Raw genomic sequence first — 20,739 nt, 5'->3', positions numbered from 1 at the left:
CGACCGGCCGACCCGCGCTGGTGGGAGCACCTGGATCACCCGTTCCCCGAGGCCGTGGTCGACGTGGACCCGGACCACGTGGCCGCGCTCGTGTCGAAGCGGATGCACAGGTCGGTCACCAAGCTGGGCGGCGGCGGGCGCAGCCGGCTGCGCGCCCTCTTCCACCCCGCGTCGCTGCGCAACCGGCTCGTGTCGATGCTCGGCGGCTGGTCCACCTCACCGGTCCTGTCCAGCCCGTCGGGGGCGCACGCGAGCGTCGTCCGCACGCGCGTCGAGCTGACCACCGCGCGACTGGTCGGCGTCGACGACCGGGGCAAGCTGCGCAACCGGCAGCAGCTCACCACCAGCGTCGGCGTCACCGCGTCGACCGCGGCGGGCTTCGGCCTGATCGCGAGCGTGGGCGGCGGTGACGGCCTGCCGGAACCGGTGCTCGGCCAGGCCGGCGTCACCACCGGCTACAGCGCCCGCACGCAGGAGGACGCGGTCGCCGGCACGTCCGGCACCACCCGGGTCGGCATCGAGATCGCCGACGCGGTGGGCCTCTACGAGGTCGGCGTGAACCACGTGGTGCGCCCGCAGCACGGTGAGGACATCGTCGTGCCCGGCACGGCGTTCCTGCGGGTCGGCCTCCGGGAGGCGGCCATGGCGGGCCTTCCGGTGCCCGAGGGCGCGTCGACGGGGTTCGCGAACCCCGGCACCCGCTTCGAGCAGGCGCACGTCGCCGCCGGCCAGGCGACCGGCAGCGCGAAGGTCGGGAGCTTCGCCCCGGCGCACCGCGTGCAGGACCAGGTGGAGCGGGCCCTGCGCGACCAGCCCGGGTTCGAGCACTTCCTGCCCGCCTTCAACCGCGAACTCCCGGCGTCCCGCGAGAACGACCTGGACGCGGGCGAGGTCGCCGAGCAGGTCGCCAACCTCCGGGCGCTGACCGCGCACCTGTCACCCGCGGCACTGCGGGCGAGCGTCGAGGACCTGACCGGCTCCGGCGTGAAGGTCCGGCTCAAGCGCCAGGGCAGGCTCCACAACGAGTACGTCAACGTCGTCGTCAAGGCCAAGCTCGGACCGGGCGAACACCTCGGCACGGCGCCCAAGCGCCACGTGCGCCACTACACTGCCGCCGGCCCCGAACTCGGCGCGGCCACCGGCACCACCAAGGGCTGGAACGCGGGCATCGACGCCCGGCTGGGCTTCGTCGACCGGGGCGTCTCCGTGGCGACCTCGCTGTTCCAGGTGCTGATGCGCTTCCACAAGGTGGACACCACGCGCACCGACGCCGGGCCGACCGCGCGCGACACCTCCCTCAGCATCGGCAGCCCCGACGCGGAGGTGTTCCGGCACGACGTCGAGTTCGACGTCAGCATCACCTCGTTCAGCCGGCCGCGCTCCTGGCTCCGCCGGCTGGGCCTGGAATCGCCTTACCGCAGGGTGCCGGAACCGAGGGTCCTCGCGCGGACGGCCGCCCCCGGCACGCCGGCGACCGAGGGCGGTCCGACGGCCCTGCCGCCGATCAGCGGCCCGGTGCACCTGTGGGTGGACCGCGGGGCCACCTCGGACACGGACCCGCGGCGGTTCGCGCCGGGTGAGCCCGAGGTGGCCGAGCGGCCCTCGCCCGCGCCGATCGCCTCGATGCTCACCGCCGACCGGTCGGGAGCGCTGCGCTTCGACTGGCTGCACGTCGAAGCGGTCGCGCACAACGACCGGCTCCAGGACGCCGTCCGGGAGGTGGTGACCAGGGCCGCGGGCGGCGACGGCGCCCTGGTCGTGCCCGGCACCCACGCGCGCGACCAGCTCGACCGGCTGCTCAGCCCGTCGAACGTCAAGGCCAACCTGAACCGCATGCGCGACGGCGCCCTGGTGCACACCGGCCTGCGGTACGACCGGTGGCTCAGCGACCGGGTCGGCGCGCTCGGCGTGTCGGTCGCCCTGTCCAACCCGCGGCTGGTGTCGATCTCCGACGACACCTCGTCGGAGAACTCCACCACCGGCGGCTGGCACGTCGCGGGGATCAGGGCGTCCACGAAGCTGGTGGACCTGATCTTCAACGGGGGCGCCACCGGGCGGCCGAACAACCCGTCCCCCGAGGGGCTGGGCGGTGCGAACGTGGTCGCCAGGTGGGTGATGTGGCTGCGGTCCCGGTTCGACGCCAGGACCGTGGTCGGCGTGGTGGACCGCAACCGCCTCACGCCGCCCACCGGGCGCACCGCGCTGGTGCAGCTGGACGCCGCGTTCACCGCGGTGGGCGAGAGCCGCAACGCCAACACCTTCCACCGGGGAGCGCTGGGGCGGACCGGCGCGGTGGTCACCCTGCCCGGTGGCGTCTTCGTGCGGGTGACCGAGCAGGTCGCCCTGGAGCTGGGCCTGCTGCCCGACGTGGACGCGGTCCGGGAGGACGTGGTGCGCCCGCTCGGCGAGCGGGCGGTGCTCCGGCCCGGTCCGGCGCGCGACGTCGACGTCGTCGACGTCCCGGTGGCCGAACCGCTCGCCGCGGTGGTGGTGGACGACCCCGCCAATGGGAGCCCGCACGAGGGGCATCCAGGCGAGGGACGTGCGGACCGGGGCGGGGCGACCGGGGGCGGTGGGGTGGCCAGGGCGCTGCGGGCGCCGGAGCTGCTCGTGCCGCGTGCGCCGGGTTCGCTGGGGCTGGGCATGCTGGAGCCCGGGGCGGAGCCCGACCTGAGCGGCGTCGTGCGGCACCTGCTCGCCGACATCGCCGCGTCCGACCGGCACGCGACGCGCCGGCTCATCCCGGACTCGGTGCTGGACGACATGATGAACAACCTCCAGCGCCTGTCCGACTTCACCTCCCCGACCGGGGTCAAGGCACTGCTCGACAGCGCGTTCGACGGTGGCGCGGCCCTGGCGCTGCACCGGCCGGAACGGCTCGTGGGCAAGGAGGTCTACCAGGTCACGCTCAAGGCGGAGCTGGCCGACGAAGCCGATTTCGTCGACGTCGTCAACGACGGCGTGAGCATCGAGCACCTCTCCGCCGGCGTCCGCCGGACCGTCAGGGGCGCCGCCCGGAGCAGCGGTCTGAGCGTCACCCTCCGGCTGCCCGCCGGGCACGCCTTCGACCCCGAACCCGGCGAGCCCAGCAACTCCGTCGGCGCCATGCCCGCGGTGGGGGTCGGGCGGACCGCCTCGACGGGCGAGGCCGAGGCCACCTCCGAGGTGTTCGCCCACCTGCGCGGCACCGGTGGGCCGATGGCCCGCTACTCGCTGCCGATTCGGTTCGAACTGGTGGTGGAGAAGGGCGAGAAGACCATCGGGGCGGCCGCGAGCGAGGCGGAGCGGTTCCTGCTGCGCCGCCAGGCCGACTCGGTGACGACCACGGGCGCCGGCTCGCCGCCCGCGCCGGTCGCGATCACCTCGCTCCCGGCGGGCGAAACGGCCGACGACCGGATTGCCGCGTGGCGGTCCGACGCGGTCGCGCCGCCCGCCTCGGCGTCGGTCGAGGACGTGCTGGGCGCGGCGGAGCTGCGGAAGGCGGCCACCGACGCGCTGCGCCGCGCGGCGGCCGCGGGCACCAACCGCGAGGACCCGCTGCCGGGGCTGACCGGCAAGGGCACCGGCGCGTTCACCGCGTTGCAGGCCGCGGTGAGCCGCGAACAGCTCCAGGCCGTCCTGCCGGGCCTGGGCCGGGGCGAGCACCTGGACGTGCCGGGGCTGCACGAGTCGTCGACGGGACCCGGCGAGACCGCCGCGGTGCGGGTGTACGCGAAGCTCACCGCGCCCGTCCTCGGCGGCCTCACCGATCACCTGTACGACTTCGGCATCACCGCCGACTCCACGGCGGTCGAGCACTCCGCGGAGCGGTCCGAGACCACCGACGTGGGCATCGGCCTGGGCAGCGGCAACTACTACGACATCGCCCGGCACGACGACGGCACCGCCGACCCGGAGCGGTCGGTTCACCTCACGACGACCGGCGTCGAGGTCCAGCGCAGCGCCGAGGCGGCCCGGTCCGCCGGGGGCGCGCTCTCCGACTTCCGGGAGCGGGACTTCATCAGGCTGGACCGCAGCGCCGTCGTCGGCTTCGACGTGGAGTACCTGGTCGTCGCGGACCTGGGTGACGGGCGCGTCGCGGCGAACCGCGTGCGGGCCCCGCGCGCCGCCCGGCTCCAGCTGCCCGCCGCTGACGCGGAACAGCTGCTCGGCACGTCGTTCGACCACCGGCTGCTGGCGGCGCAGGACGCCCTGCGCGACGCCGCGAACACCTGGCGCAACGCCGAACTCGCCGCGGACACGCACCGGCACGCTGCGCAGGACCTCGTCCTGGAGCTGGGGTCGACGCCGACCGAGGTCGAGGCGGACCCGCCGCGGGAGGTGCCGCCGGCGGTGCTCTCCGCCCGGGACGCCCTCCACGCGGCGGAGCGGGAGCAGCGGGCCATCGAGCGGGCGCTGGACGCCCACCACGACGACGAGGACGCGTTGCTCAACGTGCTGCGCTTCGAGCTGCACGAGCAACGGGAGCTGGTCGCGGGGCTGCGCGCGGAACTGGACCGCGTCGAGCGGGCCGAGGAGGCGCTCCGGGCGTCCGCGAACCCGGACGCGACCGACCGCGCGACGGTCCTGCGCGTGCGGTTCACCGAGGAGATGCGGGCGCTGGACGGGGCGCGCGCCGAGGCCGGCACCGCGAAGGACGACTGGTGGCGGGCCAAGAACGCGGTCGACGGCCGGATCGCCGAGTACAACGCCCGGCGTGCCCTCGTTTCCGACCTCGTGCACGTCGACCTGGTCGACGCCGAGGGCGACCGCGTCGGCGTGGGCTTCCTGCGCGCCGGCGACGCCGAGGTGGCGCGCAGCGCCTTCCGCAACGGCGCCGCGGCCGACCTGGCGGCGCGGACCGGCGGGGAGCCCCGCTTCCACGTGCTGGCGCACGGCCGGGGCGAGGGGCGTTTCGCGCTGCCGCTCGAGTCCGGTGGCGAGCGCGTCGTCGACGGCCGCGAGTACCTGGCGCTGCTGCGGGCGATGGACCTGATCGGACCCGGTGCCGCCGTGTCCCTGGTGAGTTGTGGCGTCGCCGACGGCGACCGGCTGCGGGCGTGGGGCCGGGAACTCGGGCACGACGGTCCGCTGGACACCCACCCCGGAGCGGCCGTGGTGGTGCACCGCTCCGGGCGGGCGGACGTGCTGCCCGTCGACGAGGCGCCGGACCGGGTCGAGGACGCCGTGGTGCTGGGCGACCTGGGCCCCGGGTTCGTCCCCGGACCCGGCGACGAGCGCGCGCCCAGCCCGTACGCCGACCCGCCGTTGAGCCTGATGGTCGTGCCATCGGGCCGGCACGACCTGGCCGAGAAGTGGGACAAGCTGTCGTCGAGGATGGCGCCCTACTGGCGCAACCTGTCCGTGTTGAAGGTCTTCGTCGTGGGCGACCGCGACCGCTTCCTGGTCGACGGCAGGTGGCAGGACGGGCCTGCCCTGGCGGCGAAGGTCCGGCGGTCCGGGGTGATGGACAGGATCGGCCCGGCCACCACGATCATGCTGCTGGTCGACTCCGCGGTGCCGCCGGCGCGCTACCGCGTCGCCGCCGCGCGGTTCGCCACCGCCCTGCGCGGCGCGGGCGACTACCTCGACGTCGTCGTGAACGCCGTCCCCGTCGAGGACGTCCGCGACGCGTGGGAGGAGCGCTTCACCCGCGTGTCACCGGTGTTCGCCCGGGACCTGCTGACCGCGGTGACCTCGCGCGCCGACGGCGGGCTCCACGGCCTGGCGCTCACCCCCGACAACGACCGGCGCAGGCTGCTGGCCCGCGCCGCCGCCTTCGTGGACGACACCGTGCAGTCGGTCGAGCTGCACGCGCCGCCCGGCGCGCTCCGCCGGGCCCTGCCGTCCTCCGCGCTCCCCGCGGTCTGGGCGGAGCACCTCCAACCGGGCCGCGCGCACCCGTACACGCTGCGCCTGGAGCGCGAGGGCACCGGGTACGCGGCCAGGGCGCACGTCGGCAGGCTGCCCGTCACCCTGAGCGACCGGGAAGTGGTCGACGTGCTGGCCGAGTGGGCGGAAGGGCTGGGGCACCTGGAGGACGACGGTGTCCGCCGCCCGCTGGTGACGATCGTCGACGGGCAACCCGACGACGCGCTGGACCAGCGCCTCACCGACCTGCTGAGGCGGACGCTGGGGCCGCGCCAGCACTACCGCTACGTCGGCCCGGTGTGGGACGAGGTGAGCGACGGCAGGAGGATGGGCTGGGCCCTGGGCCCGCCGGTCTTCGCCGACGGCCACCGGCCGGTCGAGGTGCCCGGCCTGTCGCCCGCCGACCTCGCCCTCGAACGCCGCGGCGACGAGTTCCGGCTCACCGGGCCCGACGGCCCGGACCGGGAGACGGCCGCCCTGGTCGAGGACGTGCTGGCCGGTCGCGTCGGCGCGGAGCTGTGGGGCGCCAAGCCGCTGGTCGTGACCTGGAACTCCCGCGGGTACTACGTGGACGTCCCCCTCGTCGACGACGCCCGCGCGCACCTCGGCGGCCGGGCCGTGGCCGACCGGATGCTGCGCGACCGGGGCTTCGACCGGGCGCTCGCCGGCGACCCCGACCGGCCGCTGGTCCTGATCGGCCGGGGAGTCGACGAGCGCGTCGCGCCCGGCGGGTCCGCCTACGACTACGGCACGGTGCTGCACGAGCAGGGCGACTACCGCCCCGTCTTCGCCTACACCGGCCGCGACCTGGCCGGCCGGCCGAAGTTCACGTCGGTCTCCGCCCTGCGCCCCGGCGACCTCGTCGTCGACGTGGTGTCCGGCCGGGACGGGGACGTGCTGGCCGTGGTGCTGCGCTCGCCGGGCGACGAGCGGGAGTTCGAGCGCGTCGTGCGGTGGGCGGCCAACGCCACCCCCCGGACGCTGGCGCGCGTCCGGGACGCCTCCGGCCGGTGGCGCGCCGCGCCGTGGCGCCCCGACGCGCCGCCCCTGTTCTTCCTCGCGTCGCGCGGCTCCGGGCGCGGCTACCGGACCGAGCGCGCGGACGGCACCTCCCTGCGCACCAACGGTCGGGGCCTCAGCGAGCCCCTGCGCCTGGACGACCACGTGCGCGCCGCCGCGGGCACCGACCCGGACGCCAAGCCGTTCGCGCTCGTCGGCCTCGACGGCGGGGCGGTCGACGCGCGTGCGTTCGCCGAGGGCATGTTCCGCGGTGGCTACTCGCGGGACCTGCACTGGGCGCCCGGCAGGGCGGTGTTCGAGGCCGACGGCACGATCACCGCGCTCGACGAGGACTTCGACCTGGTCCCGAGCCTCGTGCCGGGACCGGACAACCTGGTCTCCCTGCCGCTGGTGAACCCCCTCACCGGGCGCGTGCACGGCCAGTTCTACCCCGGCTCGACCGAGGACCTGGCCCACGTGCCGCTCGACTGGGTGCGGGACGGAACGACGCCGGACCGGAACTACTACAGCCTGGCCGGGGCCGGCGGCAGCGCGGTGAAGCCGCGTTCGGCCCAGCACCCCATGGAGTGGGCCCGCGCCACCGTGCCGCCGTGGGTGCTCGCCATGAACGGCGACGCCGACGGGGTGAGGGCGCGGATGCGCACCGAGCACCCGGCGGTCATGGGCGACGAGGTGGTGTACTCCGGCCGGACGGCCGGGCGGGTCGTGACGTCGAACCGGCTCTACCGCTCCGTCCCCCACCCGCCGGGCGAGGCGAAGATCGCCTGGATCCCCCGCGCCGGACTGGGCCGGCCCGACGGCCGGACCACGACCGCCCAGCACCTCCACGCGGGTTTCGAGGCCGCGGACGGCGGGCCGGTCTCGTTCCTGGCGGCCACCGGCGGTCTGCCCCGGCGCACCGAGGTGCTGGACCGGGTGGTGACCGACCGCGGGGTCTTCGTGGACCTGTCGCGGACCTCGCCCCCGCCCGCCCGACCGGCCCGCGCCGCCGGGCCCGCCTCGCGGCGGTACCGGTGGAGGCCGGAGGACGACGCCGCGGGAACCGTCCCGGTCGACGACGTCGAGCACCACGTGCTGCGCGACGGCGCGGACGAGGTGGTCGGCGTGGCGTTCCTGAGCGGGCAGGAGGCTGACGTGGTGCGGGAGGCGTTCCGCAACGGCGCGGCGGCGCGCTTCGGCGCCGCCGCCGGAGGCGGTACGCGCAGGTTCTTCGTGCTGGCCCACCACGACGCGGCCGGGTTCCAGGTGCCGAGCGCCGGCTCGTCACCCGCCGTCCTGGGCGACGAGGCGTTCGCGCGGCTCGTGGTGCTGCTGGGCATCGCGGACCCGGACGCGACGCTCACCGTCACGGCCTGCGACGTCACGCCCGCCGACGTGCGCGCGCTGAGGGCCGCGGCCAGGGGCGCCGGGCACCGCGGGGACGCGGAGGCGATGGACGCCAAGGTGGTGGTGGGCATCGACGGCAGCATCACCACCCTGCTGCCCGGCGTCCGGCCGCCCCGCTCGGACCGCGCGGTCGTGCTCGACCGCGGCCGGGAGGTGACCGGGCAGCGCGGTTCGCGGGCCGCCTCGGTGCGCGCGGAAGCCGCCCACCAGCGGCGGTGGTGGGACGACTACTTCGCCCGGTCGGAGCGGGAGGTGGTCGAGCCCACCGCCTGGTGGCTCGTCGCCGGCGTCCTCGGCACCAGTGCCGACGTCGACCCGGAGCTGCGCTCCGCCCTGGCCGACATCGCCGCCACCAGCCTGGCCCGGCACCGGTCCCGCGACGTCGCGCGCACCGAGGTCGAGCGCCTCGTGGCCGACCTGCGCACGTCCCGGGACATCCCGTCCTCCGGCAGCACGAGGCCCGCCTGGCTGAACCGGGCACGGGCCGCGCTCCGGCGCGGCGACCGGGCACTGCCGGACGCCGCACCGCGGTACCCGTGGGACGAGGACCCCGGACTGGACGACCGCTTGGTCGAGATGCCGGTGGTGCGCAGGATGATGCTGCAACGGCGGGCTCGGGCGATCCTGAACTCCCGCGCCCTGCTGCACTCCCTGCCCGCTGCCACCCAGCTGGGGTTCGAGTCGTTCCTCACGGTGGAGTTGGCGAACCGGAGGGAATTCTCCGTGGAGCTGGTGTCGGACGACACCGCGGTGGCGAGGATCAGCGAGCGCCTGGCGGGTGCGGTCACCGACCGCGTCGTGTCCGAGCTGACGTGCGCCGGCGAGTGGGCGCCGTGGACGGAGGAGACGCTGTCCGGCCACGTCGGTGCGGGACTGGCGCTGACCCTCGCCGATGCCGCGAGGCCCGTGCCCGCGCGCGTGGTGCTCGCGGCGAGGAGCACGGCCGCCTCGATCCTCGCCGACGGGTCGCACCGGCTGCAGCGGACCTTCACCGACCTGGTCGAGCTGCACATGCTCATGCGCTCCACCGGTCGGGGTGGTCCCGCGCCGGAGGCGGTCGCGCGCAAGGCCGCGTTCGACCTCGGTCTGGCCGGCGCGGTCGAGCCCTGGACCGGGCAGGCTCTGCGGGTCCGTGCCGAGCACGCGCGGGCGGAACTGGCGCGCCGCGAGCGGGAGCGGGGTGCGCGCCCGGACGGGTGGGACCCGCGACCGGCCCGAGCCGTCGTCGACAGCGTGCTCACCACCCCCGTGCCCCCGGAGGTGGCGGGCGACTTCACCGCGGTGATCGCCGCCGAACTGGCGCACCGGGACGGGGACGAGCGGGGGGTCCGCCCGCTCGCCGAGTGGATCGCCGACGACCTGCGGACGGCCGCGTCGCGCTCCACCGGGCAACCGGGGAGGGGCGTGCTGCCGTCGGGGGCGATCCCCGAGCTGTCGATCACCGACTCACCCCTGACCGGCCGGTTCGGGGGCAACGGCGTGCTCACTCCGTACGAGCAGAACAGGCTCGCCGCCTTCCTCGGGTACGCCGGGAACGCCCTGGAGGATCGGCGGCGGTCAGGTCGTCCGCTCCCGGAGGCCTTCGTCGTCGGGCAGGGGCTCGCTGCCGAACAGGTCTTCGGCCGCCTGGTGGCGCTGCCCTTCGCCCGCGTGCACCTGGTCGACGGCCGGGAGGACGGCGTGGACGTGGTCGTGGACTGGGAGCTCGACCGCCGACCGCCGCCCTACCAGGTGACCGACGAGGTCCCGGAACCACCTCGGTGGGAGGAGCGCGGACCCACCGTCCCGATCACCGCCGAGCACCCGGCCGCGGCCGACGACTCCTGGTTCCTGCCGCACGACCCGGTTCCACCGGCGCGCATCCGCGAGGAGCGGCGGAACCGACCGCGCACCGAGGGGGTCCGCTACGCCGGCCGTCTGGCGGTGTCCCGGGAGCGCGAGCCGATCGGCGAGAGCAGCGTGCGCGAGTTCTCGCACGAGGTGGACCTGACGAGCGCGGACGTGATCATCGCCTACGACGCGTACGCCTTCGATGTCGACGGCGTGCCGGTGCGCGACTTCGTCGTCAGGGTGAAGCTCGACACCCACCGGCTCCGCCCCGAGGTGATCCCGCACGTGCGCGAGAACATCGGGACCGCGGTCGACCTGGTGCTCAACCGGGGTTACCGCCTGCCGAGCGGCGAGCAGTTCAACGTCTCGGTCGAGTTCGCCAGGTCGTTCGAGGACGCGCACGTCCTCATCGGCCTCACGGACTGGCGGGATTCGAACCGGTACGACTGGGAGGTGCACGCCTCGCCGCTGGCCGTCGCCCACCACGTCGGCCACCTGCTGGGTGTGCGCGATCGGCACCCGGGAGACGGGAGTGGTCGCGGCGCGGTGCCCGTCGGCGCGGTCTTCACGCACGATGACCTGCTGCGGGCACCGAGCCTGCCCGGGGCCTTCGGGCCGCGCGACCTCCGGGAGGTCGAGGAGACCATGCGGGCCCTGGGGAGCCGGAACGCCGCATGGCCCGACCGCTGGGCTCCCGGGGCGGGCAGCCATCCCCTCTCCTGCACGTTCCCGCCGGCCAGGACGGCGACGGGGGAGTCGGGTCTGGCCGATGGGCGGTACTCGCGGGCGATGCGCGAACTGGTCGGACTGCCCCGCCGCCAGGACCACGCGCAGGAGAGATTGGACGCCGCCCGCGACCAGGCGCAGATCCTCAGGCGGCGGCGTTCGGACTTCGAGCGGGAGCGGTCCAGGCTGATGGCTGACGGGGACCGGCTGGTCGCCGAGGTGAACGCCCTGCAGCAGGAGCGAGGGCGGCTCGTCCTGGAACGCCGGTCGGTGGCCGGGAACCTGACGGCGACCCCGCTGCTCGCCGACGCCGAGGACCGGCGCATCCTCACGAGGATGGCCCGGCTGGACAGCCGGACGCGGCGGGTGCTGCGCGCCCACGCGGACAACGAGCATCAGCTGGCGCTCCTCGGCTCCGAACTGGTCCGCGCCGAAGAGGACATCGCGCTGGTGGAGGAGGCGATCCGGGAGGCGTCGGGGGAACTGGCCCGGGTCGAGGCCCGTTTCGCGCCGCTGTTCGGCGAAGTCCGCGAGGCGTGGCGCCGGCACGTCGACGCCCTGGCCGACCGGCTGGTGGAAGTCGATCGGCTCGTCGCGGACGCGGCGCGCGCACCCCGGGTCGACCAGCTCCCCACCGGGGTGCCGGCCCGGCCGCTGGACCGGGAGCTCCTGGAGCGCGGCCCGGAGCGGTGGACGCGGGGCTGGGTCCGGCACGAGGCCGACGAAGCCCGCGCGTTCATGCTGGAGCACCACTCGGCGTGGCTGTGGGCGCTGGTGTACCCGAGGGCGCGCGAGGTGGTCGCGCGGGTCGGTGGCGCCCTGGACCTCGACCCGGAGCTGCGGGACGACGTCCTGCACCTCGCGGCGGCGCTGCTGGCCAGGGTGAACGGCGAGGCGGACGTGGTCCGCGCGGTCCGGGCGATCGCGGACGGTCCCGCCGCCCGCGGCCAGGGCCCCGCGCCGCGGCCGTGGACGCCGGAGAAGCTGGCGGCGGGCGCCCGCGCGGCCAGGGCGGCGATGGCGTCGGCGGGGATCGGGACGCCCGATCGGCCCGACACCGGGTTCCGGGCCCGCGCGCGCGAGTTCGTGGCCGTCGCGGCGGCGCACCACCGGGACCTGGACGAGGGGGCGCTCGACGACCTCGTGACCGTGGTCGAGAACGCGTTGTGGCGCACGGGCCTCGGGACCCCTCCGCCCTCGATCCGGATGCGGCCCGAACTGCTCGCGCACCGGGCCGTCACCGACCTCACGGGCGGTCGGGCCCCGGTGGTGCCCGACGGGCAGTCCGTCCTGGAGGCGGCGGAGACCGCCCTCCGGGACGCGGCCGGGACGCCGGCGGCGCTGCGCGCGAAGGTCGGGGGCGCCTCGGTCGGCGCTTCGCTGGCCGACCGGTGGGCCCTGGTGGACGACGTGCGGTACGTGGTGTCGGCCGTGGCCGCCGGTGGTCTGCTCGCGAGGCCGGGTGCGCCCGAGGTCGAGCGGGGCGCCGGGCTCGGCGTGGAGTTCGCGGCGCACCGGGTCGCGTTCGACAGCGCGATCGGCGCGGCGCGGCCCGTCGCGGGCCGGACCCCGTTGGCCGGGTTCACGCCGGTCGAGTCGGTACCGGTCGAGTCGGCGCGGTCCGGGCCGGACGCGGAGCCTGCGCCCCCGGTTCCCTCCGCCGGGCCGGCGGCGCTCCCGGCCGGGGTCGCCGCCTTCCTCCCGGACCTGGTCCGCGGGTCGTCCGCGGTGCTGGACGACCGCGGCTGGCGCCACAGCACGGCTCCCGACGCCGAGTGGTTCGCGCCCCGGACGCCCGCGCCGTCGTCGGCGATCCGGGCGGCGCGGGCGCGTGCCCGGGTGGTGGGCGAGGTGCGCGGCGAGAGCGTCCACGTCCAGTCCGCCGCGCGATCAGGGCCGGGGCAGTTCCGGTTCGAGCGCGTCGAGAGCGCCATCGGCTACGACGTGCGCGTGGTCGAGGTCGGTGACGTCGTCGTCCGCGACTTCGGCGTCCGGGTGCACCTGGGCGGCGAGGACCGGCGGCCCGTCCCGGCGTCGGAGGTCGACGCCGTCCGCCGCGCGGTCGAGCACGGCGTGGACGCGGTGTTCAACCAGGGCTACCGGTTGCCGTGGGGCGAGCAGTTCCACGTCACGGTGGAGTTCGTCGACGACCCGGCGCGGGCGCACCTGCGCGTGCGCCTGGCCGATCCGGACGCGGCGGGCGGGGGAGTGGAGCAGGACCGGTGGCCGGTGGACATCGCGCCCGCCACCGCCGCCCACGAGATCGGCCACGCGCTCGGGCTCGACGACGAGTACCACCAGCCGGGGTGGAACGACCCCGTCTTCCTGCACCGGCCGACGAGCCGCGCCGTGGTCCACGACGACGGGATCATGGGCTCCCCCCTCCGGGTGCTCGGCGCGCAGGCCGGTCCCCGGCTCAAACCGCGCCACCTGTGGCGGATCGCGAACCGCATGACGGCCCTGCTGCGGAACGTCTCGGCGGCGGAGGCGCCGGAAGGGGCGCCTTCGCCGGTGCGCCGGCCCCGCGCGCCGGAGACCGCCGAGGTCGCGCCCGTCGGCGACGGCTCGTCGGCCTCGCGGTGGGCGGGGTGGCTCGCCGACTCCGCGGCGTCCACCGACGCCCGGTGGGCGGCGCCCGAGCACGCCGAGGTGTTCGGCCCGGACCTGTTCGGGCTGCGCGTGCCGCCGCCGACGCCGTGGTTCCTGGAGGGGCTGGACCACGACGCGCTGACCGCCGGTCAGGTCGTCAGCCTGCTGGAGGCGATGGACCTGGCGTCCGCGGGGCCCGACGCGCCGATCACCGCGTCGGCACTGCCGGACGCCGACGACTGGTGCTGGGTCGACGACCGCCGGGGCACCGACCTGTCCGCCTGGGCGCCCGCGGCGAGCTGGACGGGCCAGCCGCTCCCGGAGGTGCTGCACCTGCCCGCGCTGATGCACTCGATCTGGCTGGGCGGACCCCTGGCCGACCGGGGCGTCACGCGGGAGTTCCGCGACCGGGTGGCGGACCGGGCGCGCCGGCACCCGCACTGGCGGCAGGTGCTGTGGACCGACGTGACCAGGGCCGAGGTCCACCGCGCCGCGACCGGTTCGTCCGAGCGGGCGGACGCGGTCCGGTCCATGCTGCGCTGGGCCCGGGACAACGGGGTGGTGCTGGTCGACGTCGACGAGTACTTCCACGCGGGCAACCCGGCGGTGACGCACCCGTACACCGCCGCCGAGCGGGCGAAGGAGGCCCCGCACGGGTACGCCGCGGCGAGCAACGCCCTGCGGTGGGAGGTGGTGCGCTCGGTCGGCGGCGCCTACGTCGACGGCGGCGACGTGGTCTCCGACGTGACCGCCATCGAGGACGTCCTGACCTCGCCCCGGGCGTACGCCGTGTCCCTCCCGTACCAGGAAGGGCTCCGCACCAACGTGATCGTCGCCCCGCGCGGGCACCCGGTCGCGCAGGTGTGGGCGGAAGCCCTGGCCGCGACCTACCGCAACGCCCAGGGGACCCCGAACGGGGGCGCGCGGGAGCTGGAGCCCGAGGTGTTCCGCGTCCGGCGGTTCGACCTGCGACGCCACCCGGTCGTGTCGGCCACCGGGAGGCTGGACGCCGCCCTGCCGCTGCTGGGCGTGGAGGCGCACGAGGTCCCGACGGTCGAGTCCGGCGTCCTGCCCGACGCCATCCCGAGCTGGGTGGGACCCGCACCCACCGTCGCGGAAACCGCGTCGACCGACGCCGAGGTCCTGGCCTTGATCCAGCGCGTGGTGCACACGCTGGTGCACGACCTGGTGTCACGGGAGGGAGAACTCCGCCTGACCGCGGTCGTCCACGCCGTCGACCGGCTCCCCGCGCCCGCCGACGGGTGGACCGCGGTGCTGTCCTTCCTCGCCTCCCGGCCCGACCTGGCGCCCCTGGTCCGGACGCTCGTCCACCGGCGCACCGCACCGGGCGGCGACGTGGTGGCGCACCTGCCGGACGAGGCGCTGCGGTTCCTGGAGCTGGGGCCGGAGCAGCCGCCGGTCGGGGGCGAGTTCCGCCGGGTCGCGCGGCTGCGCCACCCCGGGGGCGGCACGGAGGTGCGGGGGCCCGTCACCGGCCCACCCGGTCCCGACTCACCCGACTCCGGTCCCGACTCACCCGACTCCGACCCCGGACGGTTCGGGCCCGGACCCTCCGGCGAACCCGGTGGCCCGGCCACCGACGGCTCCGCGCCGTCGGCGGACCGCGGTGGCGCGGCGGCGGTCTTCGAGTTCCCGGCCGGTGACGAGGACCGCGACCGGTGGCGTGATACCCAAGCCGCCCTGTCGGTCGAGGGTCAGGCCGTCCCGCCCGTGGTGGTCTTCGCGACCGCGGTCCCCGGTGGACTGGCCCTGCGCGGGCGCGCGGACGACGGTTCGGGGATCGCCTCGTCGCTGCTCGGCGACCCCCGCTACGCGGCGGTGGACCCCGAGGCGGCGGTGGTCCTGGTCGTCGACCCCCACCCCGGCACCGACCACGTGGCCGCCGCGACCCGGTTCGCCGACGCGGTGCGCCCCGACCCGGGCGTCCCCTACCGCAACGTCTTCGTGGCCACGACCCCGGCGCCGTTCCCGGACGGCCGCGTGGTGCTCGACACGGCGGTGCTGCCGAACGTGGCGACGCCGCTGGCCACCGACCTGGCCGTCCGGTCGTTCACCGACGCGAACGGCGTCGACCTGGCCGTGAGCTTCGTCCCGGACGAGGGCTACAACGAAAGCCTGGACCGGCGCGCGGCGTCCACCACCGACCACACCGAGCGGGTCCTGCTGCTGGTGGACGACGAGGGCACGTTCGTCCAGGGCGTGACGGGGTGGGCCGCCGCGACCGAGGGCGACCGGACCCGTCCCCGGCACCTGTACCTGCGTGCGCGCGATGGCCGGTACGCGGTGCGGGCCGGAGCGCAGGAGACCCTGGTGTCGCCGCGGCTGCTGCTGCGGCTGGCGCTGCAACGGCAGGAGTTCACCCGGCTGCTGGGACGTCGGGTCGCCCACCCGCTGGTGGTGCTCACCCGGGGCGACAGCGCCCACCAGGACCTGAACCAGGAGTTCCTGCGCGGGTTGTGGGGGCAGGTCGGCACCCGTCCGTCCTGGTCGTACACCGGGGTGGTGGACATCGAGGACCTGGCCGACGCCCCCGCACTGCCCGTCGACGGGCCGGGCTGGCAGTTCCTCGCGCCGGGCCGCGACGACGTGCGGGTCGAGGTCTTCGGGCGGGTGTTCGACCTGCACCACCCGGACCGGGTGTCGCCGGCGCGGGCCGAGGTGCTCCGGGCGCTGCGGGCCGGGGCACCGGTGGACGGGCCGTGGACGGAGCCGCCGCTGGTGGTCGCGCTGGAGACGACCGACCGGTACGGCACGGTGCACCCGCCGGACGGTCCCCCGGCGCAGTACGGCGGGGCCGACATCGCCCGGTTCCTGCTCGACCACACCTCGTTCGAGGACGAGCTGAGGGCGCACGGCGGCCCGGTCGTGCTCCTCGGCCCGGACAGCGGGTCACTGGACGCACCCGGCGGCTTCGGCCACGACTTCGCCGAGTTCCTGCGGGGGAGGCGGCTCTACCCGAAGTTCTTCGCCGTGGCACGGGGTGGTGTGCGGCCCCAGGACGGGTCGGTGGCCCCGGAACCGGGAGCCCGGTGGGCGCACGTGTCCGCCCTGGGCGCCGGCGACCTCCGGGTGGAGCGGCTGACCCAGGGGCCCCCCGCCGTCTTCCTGGTGCACCCGGCGGACGACGACGAGCAGGTCGACGCCGTCCGGGCGTGGGCGGCCGCGGTCACCCCCACCAAGCTCTCCGGGGTGGTCCTGCCTGACGGTGAAGTGGGGCCCGTGCCGTGGGACCGCGCGCCGGTGGTGGTCGTCGCGGTCGCGGACGGGGACGCCTACGACGTCGTGCGCGCGGACGGTGTGCCCGGTGTGATGACCGCGGCCGACATCGGGCGCGTGCTGTCCGATCACCCGGACCTGCCCGCCACCGCGGGCGAGGACCCGGACGTTCCGTTCTTCTTCGCCGCCGTCGGCGGGGCCGCGGAGGGCGTGGACGGGTTCGCCGAGGCGCTGAGGGCGGGCGGCCGTCCCCGCGCCGTCCACCACCTGGAGGGCCTGGTGGACTTCCGGGCGGACGGCCTGCTGGCCGTCGACCAGCCGCGGTGGGCCCACCTGTGGGCTGAGCCGCCCACCGCGGACGAGGTGGTCGTCCTGCCGCGCGTGGCGCCCGGAGCCACCAGGGCCCACGGGCAGATGTTCCCCAAAACGCACTACGACGTGCTCACCTTCACCAAGGCCGGGTTCGACGAGTTGCGGTCCGGTGTCGACTCGTACCGCCTGAACGAAGTCACGCGCGACCTCGACGGCGAGCTCGTCACGCGCGAAGTGGCGGCGAAGGTCCCGTGGACAGGACCCGTGTGGCAGCTGGACGCCCACGGGGAGCCGGACGGGGTGTGGGTACGGTGGAAGGCCCGCCGGCCGCACGCGCACGGTGACGCCCAGCTCGTGGACGGGGCGACGTTCGCCCAGCTCTCCCTCGCCCACGACGCCTACCTCGACGCCGCGGTCCCGCCGGGCACTCCGCGGGTCGCGAACATCTGCCACATCGGTGCGGAGCCGGCCGACGGCGGTCCGTCGGTCGCCTACGTGATGCGCCTGCGATTCGAGGCGGCGGAGCGGCCCGAGCGCGTCCCGCTCGCCGCGGCGACCGACGCGCTGTCATTCGAGCAGTACACGGGGCAACGCGTCGTCGCCGGCACCGGTCGCATCGTCGAGGCCCTGCCGCCCGGCGTGCCGCAACCGCCGGTGCAACGCCTGCCGGACCTCTTCCCCGATGACGTGGAGTGGACACCCCTCCACCACTCGGACGGCAGCCCGGCCGGCGTGGCGTTCCTGCCCGCCGCGGAAGCGGACGCGGTGCGCGAGGCGTTCGCTGCAGGTGAGGGCGCGGCGCTCCCGCCCCCGGGCGGTGGCGGCGCCCGCTTCCACGTCGTGGCGAACCAGGTGGAGGGCGTGTTCCGGGTGCCGCTGAAGTGGAACGGCCTGGACCTGGCCGATCCGACGAGGTTCACGGCCATGCTGCTCGACCTGGCCGCGGTCGACCCCGACAGCACCCTCACCTTCCACGCCGTCCCGGCGCACGTGAGGGACAAGCTGGCCGAGGTGGCCGCGGAACTGGGTCACCGGGGCGGGGTCGAGGCAGCGCGCCCGCCCCGCCCGAGGGCACCGGGACCGCGTCCCTCCGACACGCGGAGCGGCGGACCGGTGCTCGTCCCCGACCCGCCCAACAGCCCGCCGGACGCGGTGTCGTGGCGGCCCCTGGTCACCATCGCCGGGCAGGACATCGGGCTGGCCGTGCTGGCGGAACCCAGGCTCAACCGGATGCTCTCCGACGTCGCGCTCACGGTCACCGACTTCGCCTTCCGGGGGCTGGTGGAGCGGGGCGGGGAGGCGGTGACGCCGGCACCGTGGGCGACCGCCGCCCAGGACGGCCGGGCACGCCCCTTCGCGCTGTTCCTGGAAGCCGCCGCGGGCGGGTACGTCGTGTCCGAGCACGGGGTCCGGAGCGCGCGGTCGGCGTCCGCGATGGCCCGGTGGCTCGTGTCGAACCCCCGCTTCCGGCGGCTCGTGGGCGGGTCGGTGCGGCGCCCCCTGGTCCTGATCACCACGAGTGACGAGGACGTCACCGGGCTCAACCAGGCGCTGCTGGCGGAGCTGGTGCGGCTGGCCGGTCAGCGGACCACCTACGAGTACGCGGGCAGGTTCGACGTCAAACCGGTTTTCCTGACCGACTTCCCCTCGGCGCCGCGCTTCCGGCCCGGTCCGCCGCCCGTGCTGCGCGACGAACCGCGGGTGGCGCCCGGCAGGCCGGTGGTGTTCCCCGGTCGGGGCGCCGGGCCGGGGTACGCCGCGCTCGCCGCCGCGCTGCTCGCGGGTCACCCCGTCGAGGGGCCTTGGCACGGTGCGGAACCGCTCGTCGTCGCGGTGCCGACCACCGAGCGCCACGCGGTCGTCGAGGTGGACGACGGCGCGGTGATCGAACTGGACGGCGCCGCCCTGGCGCGCCGCCTGCTGGGGATGCCCGGGTTCCACGACCTGTTGCGGAGCCACGTCGGCCCGGTGGTGCTGCTCGGCGGCGACGCCGGTTCCCACCCGGCTCCGGGCGGGTTCGGCTACGACGTCGCGGGCGTGCTGCGCGCGAACGGGTTCTTCCACGAGGTGTTCGCTCTGACCGGCGGTCCGGCACGCCCGGAGGGCGGCGCGGTGCGCCTCGCCGGGGACGCGCGGTTCGAGCGGGTGTCGCTGCTGCGGGCCGGCGACGTGCGCGTCGAGGTGCTGCGCGGAGCGGACCCGCGGGTGGCGGTGTTCCTGGTCGTTCCGCCGAGTGGGCAGGACTGGGTGACGCGGCTGCGGCCGGTCGTGTCCCGGATGACGCCCGGGCACCTGCAGCGCTACCTGCGGATGACCGACAAAGCGGTGCTGGACGTGCCGTGGCGCGGCCAGGTGCCCGTGCTGGTCCTGGCGGTCCGGTCGGGACGGGGATACACCGGTACGCGCTTGGACGACGTGCCGGTGGAGATGACGGGCGGGCAGTTGGCGACCGTGTTGGGCCACGACCCCCGGTTCCGGGCCGCCGCCGGGCGCGACGCCAAGGTGCCCGTGGTGTTCGGGGCGCTCAACGGGGCGCCGCTCGACGTGTCGGAGTTCGCCGAGGGGCTGTTGGTCACCGGCTACCACCGCCGCCTGCACCATCCCTCGAACGGGCTCGGCGTCCGGACCGACGGGGTGTTGGCCACCGCCGGCGAGTGGGGCCTGGCCGTGTTCGAGAACCCGGACCCGGTGCGCTACCCCCAGCGGCACCCCGGCACGGGCCAGGTGGTCGGGCACTTCTTCCCCGTCGACCTGGCCGACGCCATGCGGATGTCGACCGTCGCGGCGGCGTCGCTGGGTGTGCCGTCCGACCGGTACTTCATGGTGCCCGCCCCCCGGGCCGAGGGCGTGGAGGAGCATGCGGTCGTGGCGGTGCCGCCCTGGGCGGCGCACGCCCTGCCGCCCTGGTTGGTCATGGGGCACGGCTCCCGGGACGCGCCCGAGATGGCCGCCGCCCTGTCGACCGGCCGACCGTGGGAGTTCGGCGACCGGCTCGCCCTGCGCGGTGTCGAGGTGGCGCGCCAGGTCATGGTCGACAGGCGGGGGGCGCGGCCGGACCTGCCTCCGTGGACCCCCGTGGTGGTCGACGTCTGCCACGTCGGCAGGTCACCGGACGGCGTGACCCCGTCGTGGCTGTACGAGGCGCGGCGGGCGATCGAGGACGAGACGCGCACGTCGGTGCCGCTCTACGGGCCGACGGGCCGCCTGGAACGCGCGCACCTGTTCAACCGGCGACGGGTGCACCAGGGGTGGTACGTCGAAGCCGGGCCGCCCGGTCTGCCGCCGACGCCGCTGGTGGTCAGCGTTTACCCGTGGTTGTCGGCCGTCCGGTTCGAGCTGCTGCACGACCCCGCCGCGCAGGGCTCGCCCGTCGGCGTGGCGTTCCTGCCGGAGGAGGATGCCGTCGTGGTGCGGGACGCCTTCCTCTCGGGCGCGCGGCCCCGGCTGTCCCGGGAGGAGGGGGACGCCCCGCGCTTCCACGTGGTCCTGCGCCACGACCGGGACGGCTACCACCTGCCCGTGCGCCCTCACGGCACGCAGGTCGTACCCGAGGACGTCGTGCTCCACCTGCTGGGCGTCCTCGGGGTGTCCCCGCGGGGGACGTCGCTGGTGTTCCTCACCGGCCCGGCGACGCGGGCCGCCGCCGTGCGGGTCATGGCGGGGAACTACGGCTACGACGTGGAGCCCGAGGTGATCACCGACCCGGTGGAGGTCTTCTCGACCGGCGCGGTCCGCTTCCTGCCGGAGGGCTCGACCTGGCCCGGCGGACCGGACTCCGTCGTGTTGTGA

General features: G+C 75.9%; 1 protein-coding gene (only partly in view). It reads left to right on the top strand.

All coding sequences use genetic code 11. The features are described from left to right. Positions 1-20,739: the 3' portion of a hypothetical protein gene (locus ACIGNX_RS22365; RefSeq protein WP_396542598.1), read on the top strand. 15,390 nt of this gene lie to the left of the window's left edge; 20,739 of the gene's 36,129 nt are visible here — the last part of the coding sequence; the start codon falls outside the window, past its left edge; it ends in the stop codon at positions 20,737-20,739.

This window comes from Actinosynnema sp. NPDC053489, from assembly GCF_044544865.1.
GTDB lineage: Bacteria > Actinomycetota > Actinomycetes > Mycobacteriales > Pseudonocardiaceae > Actinosynnema.
The sequence above is the reverse complement of the archived record's forward strand: the minus strand, read 5'-3'. Positions and strand labels throughout refer to the sequence as shown.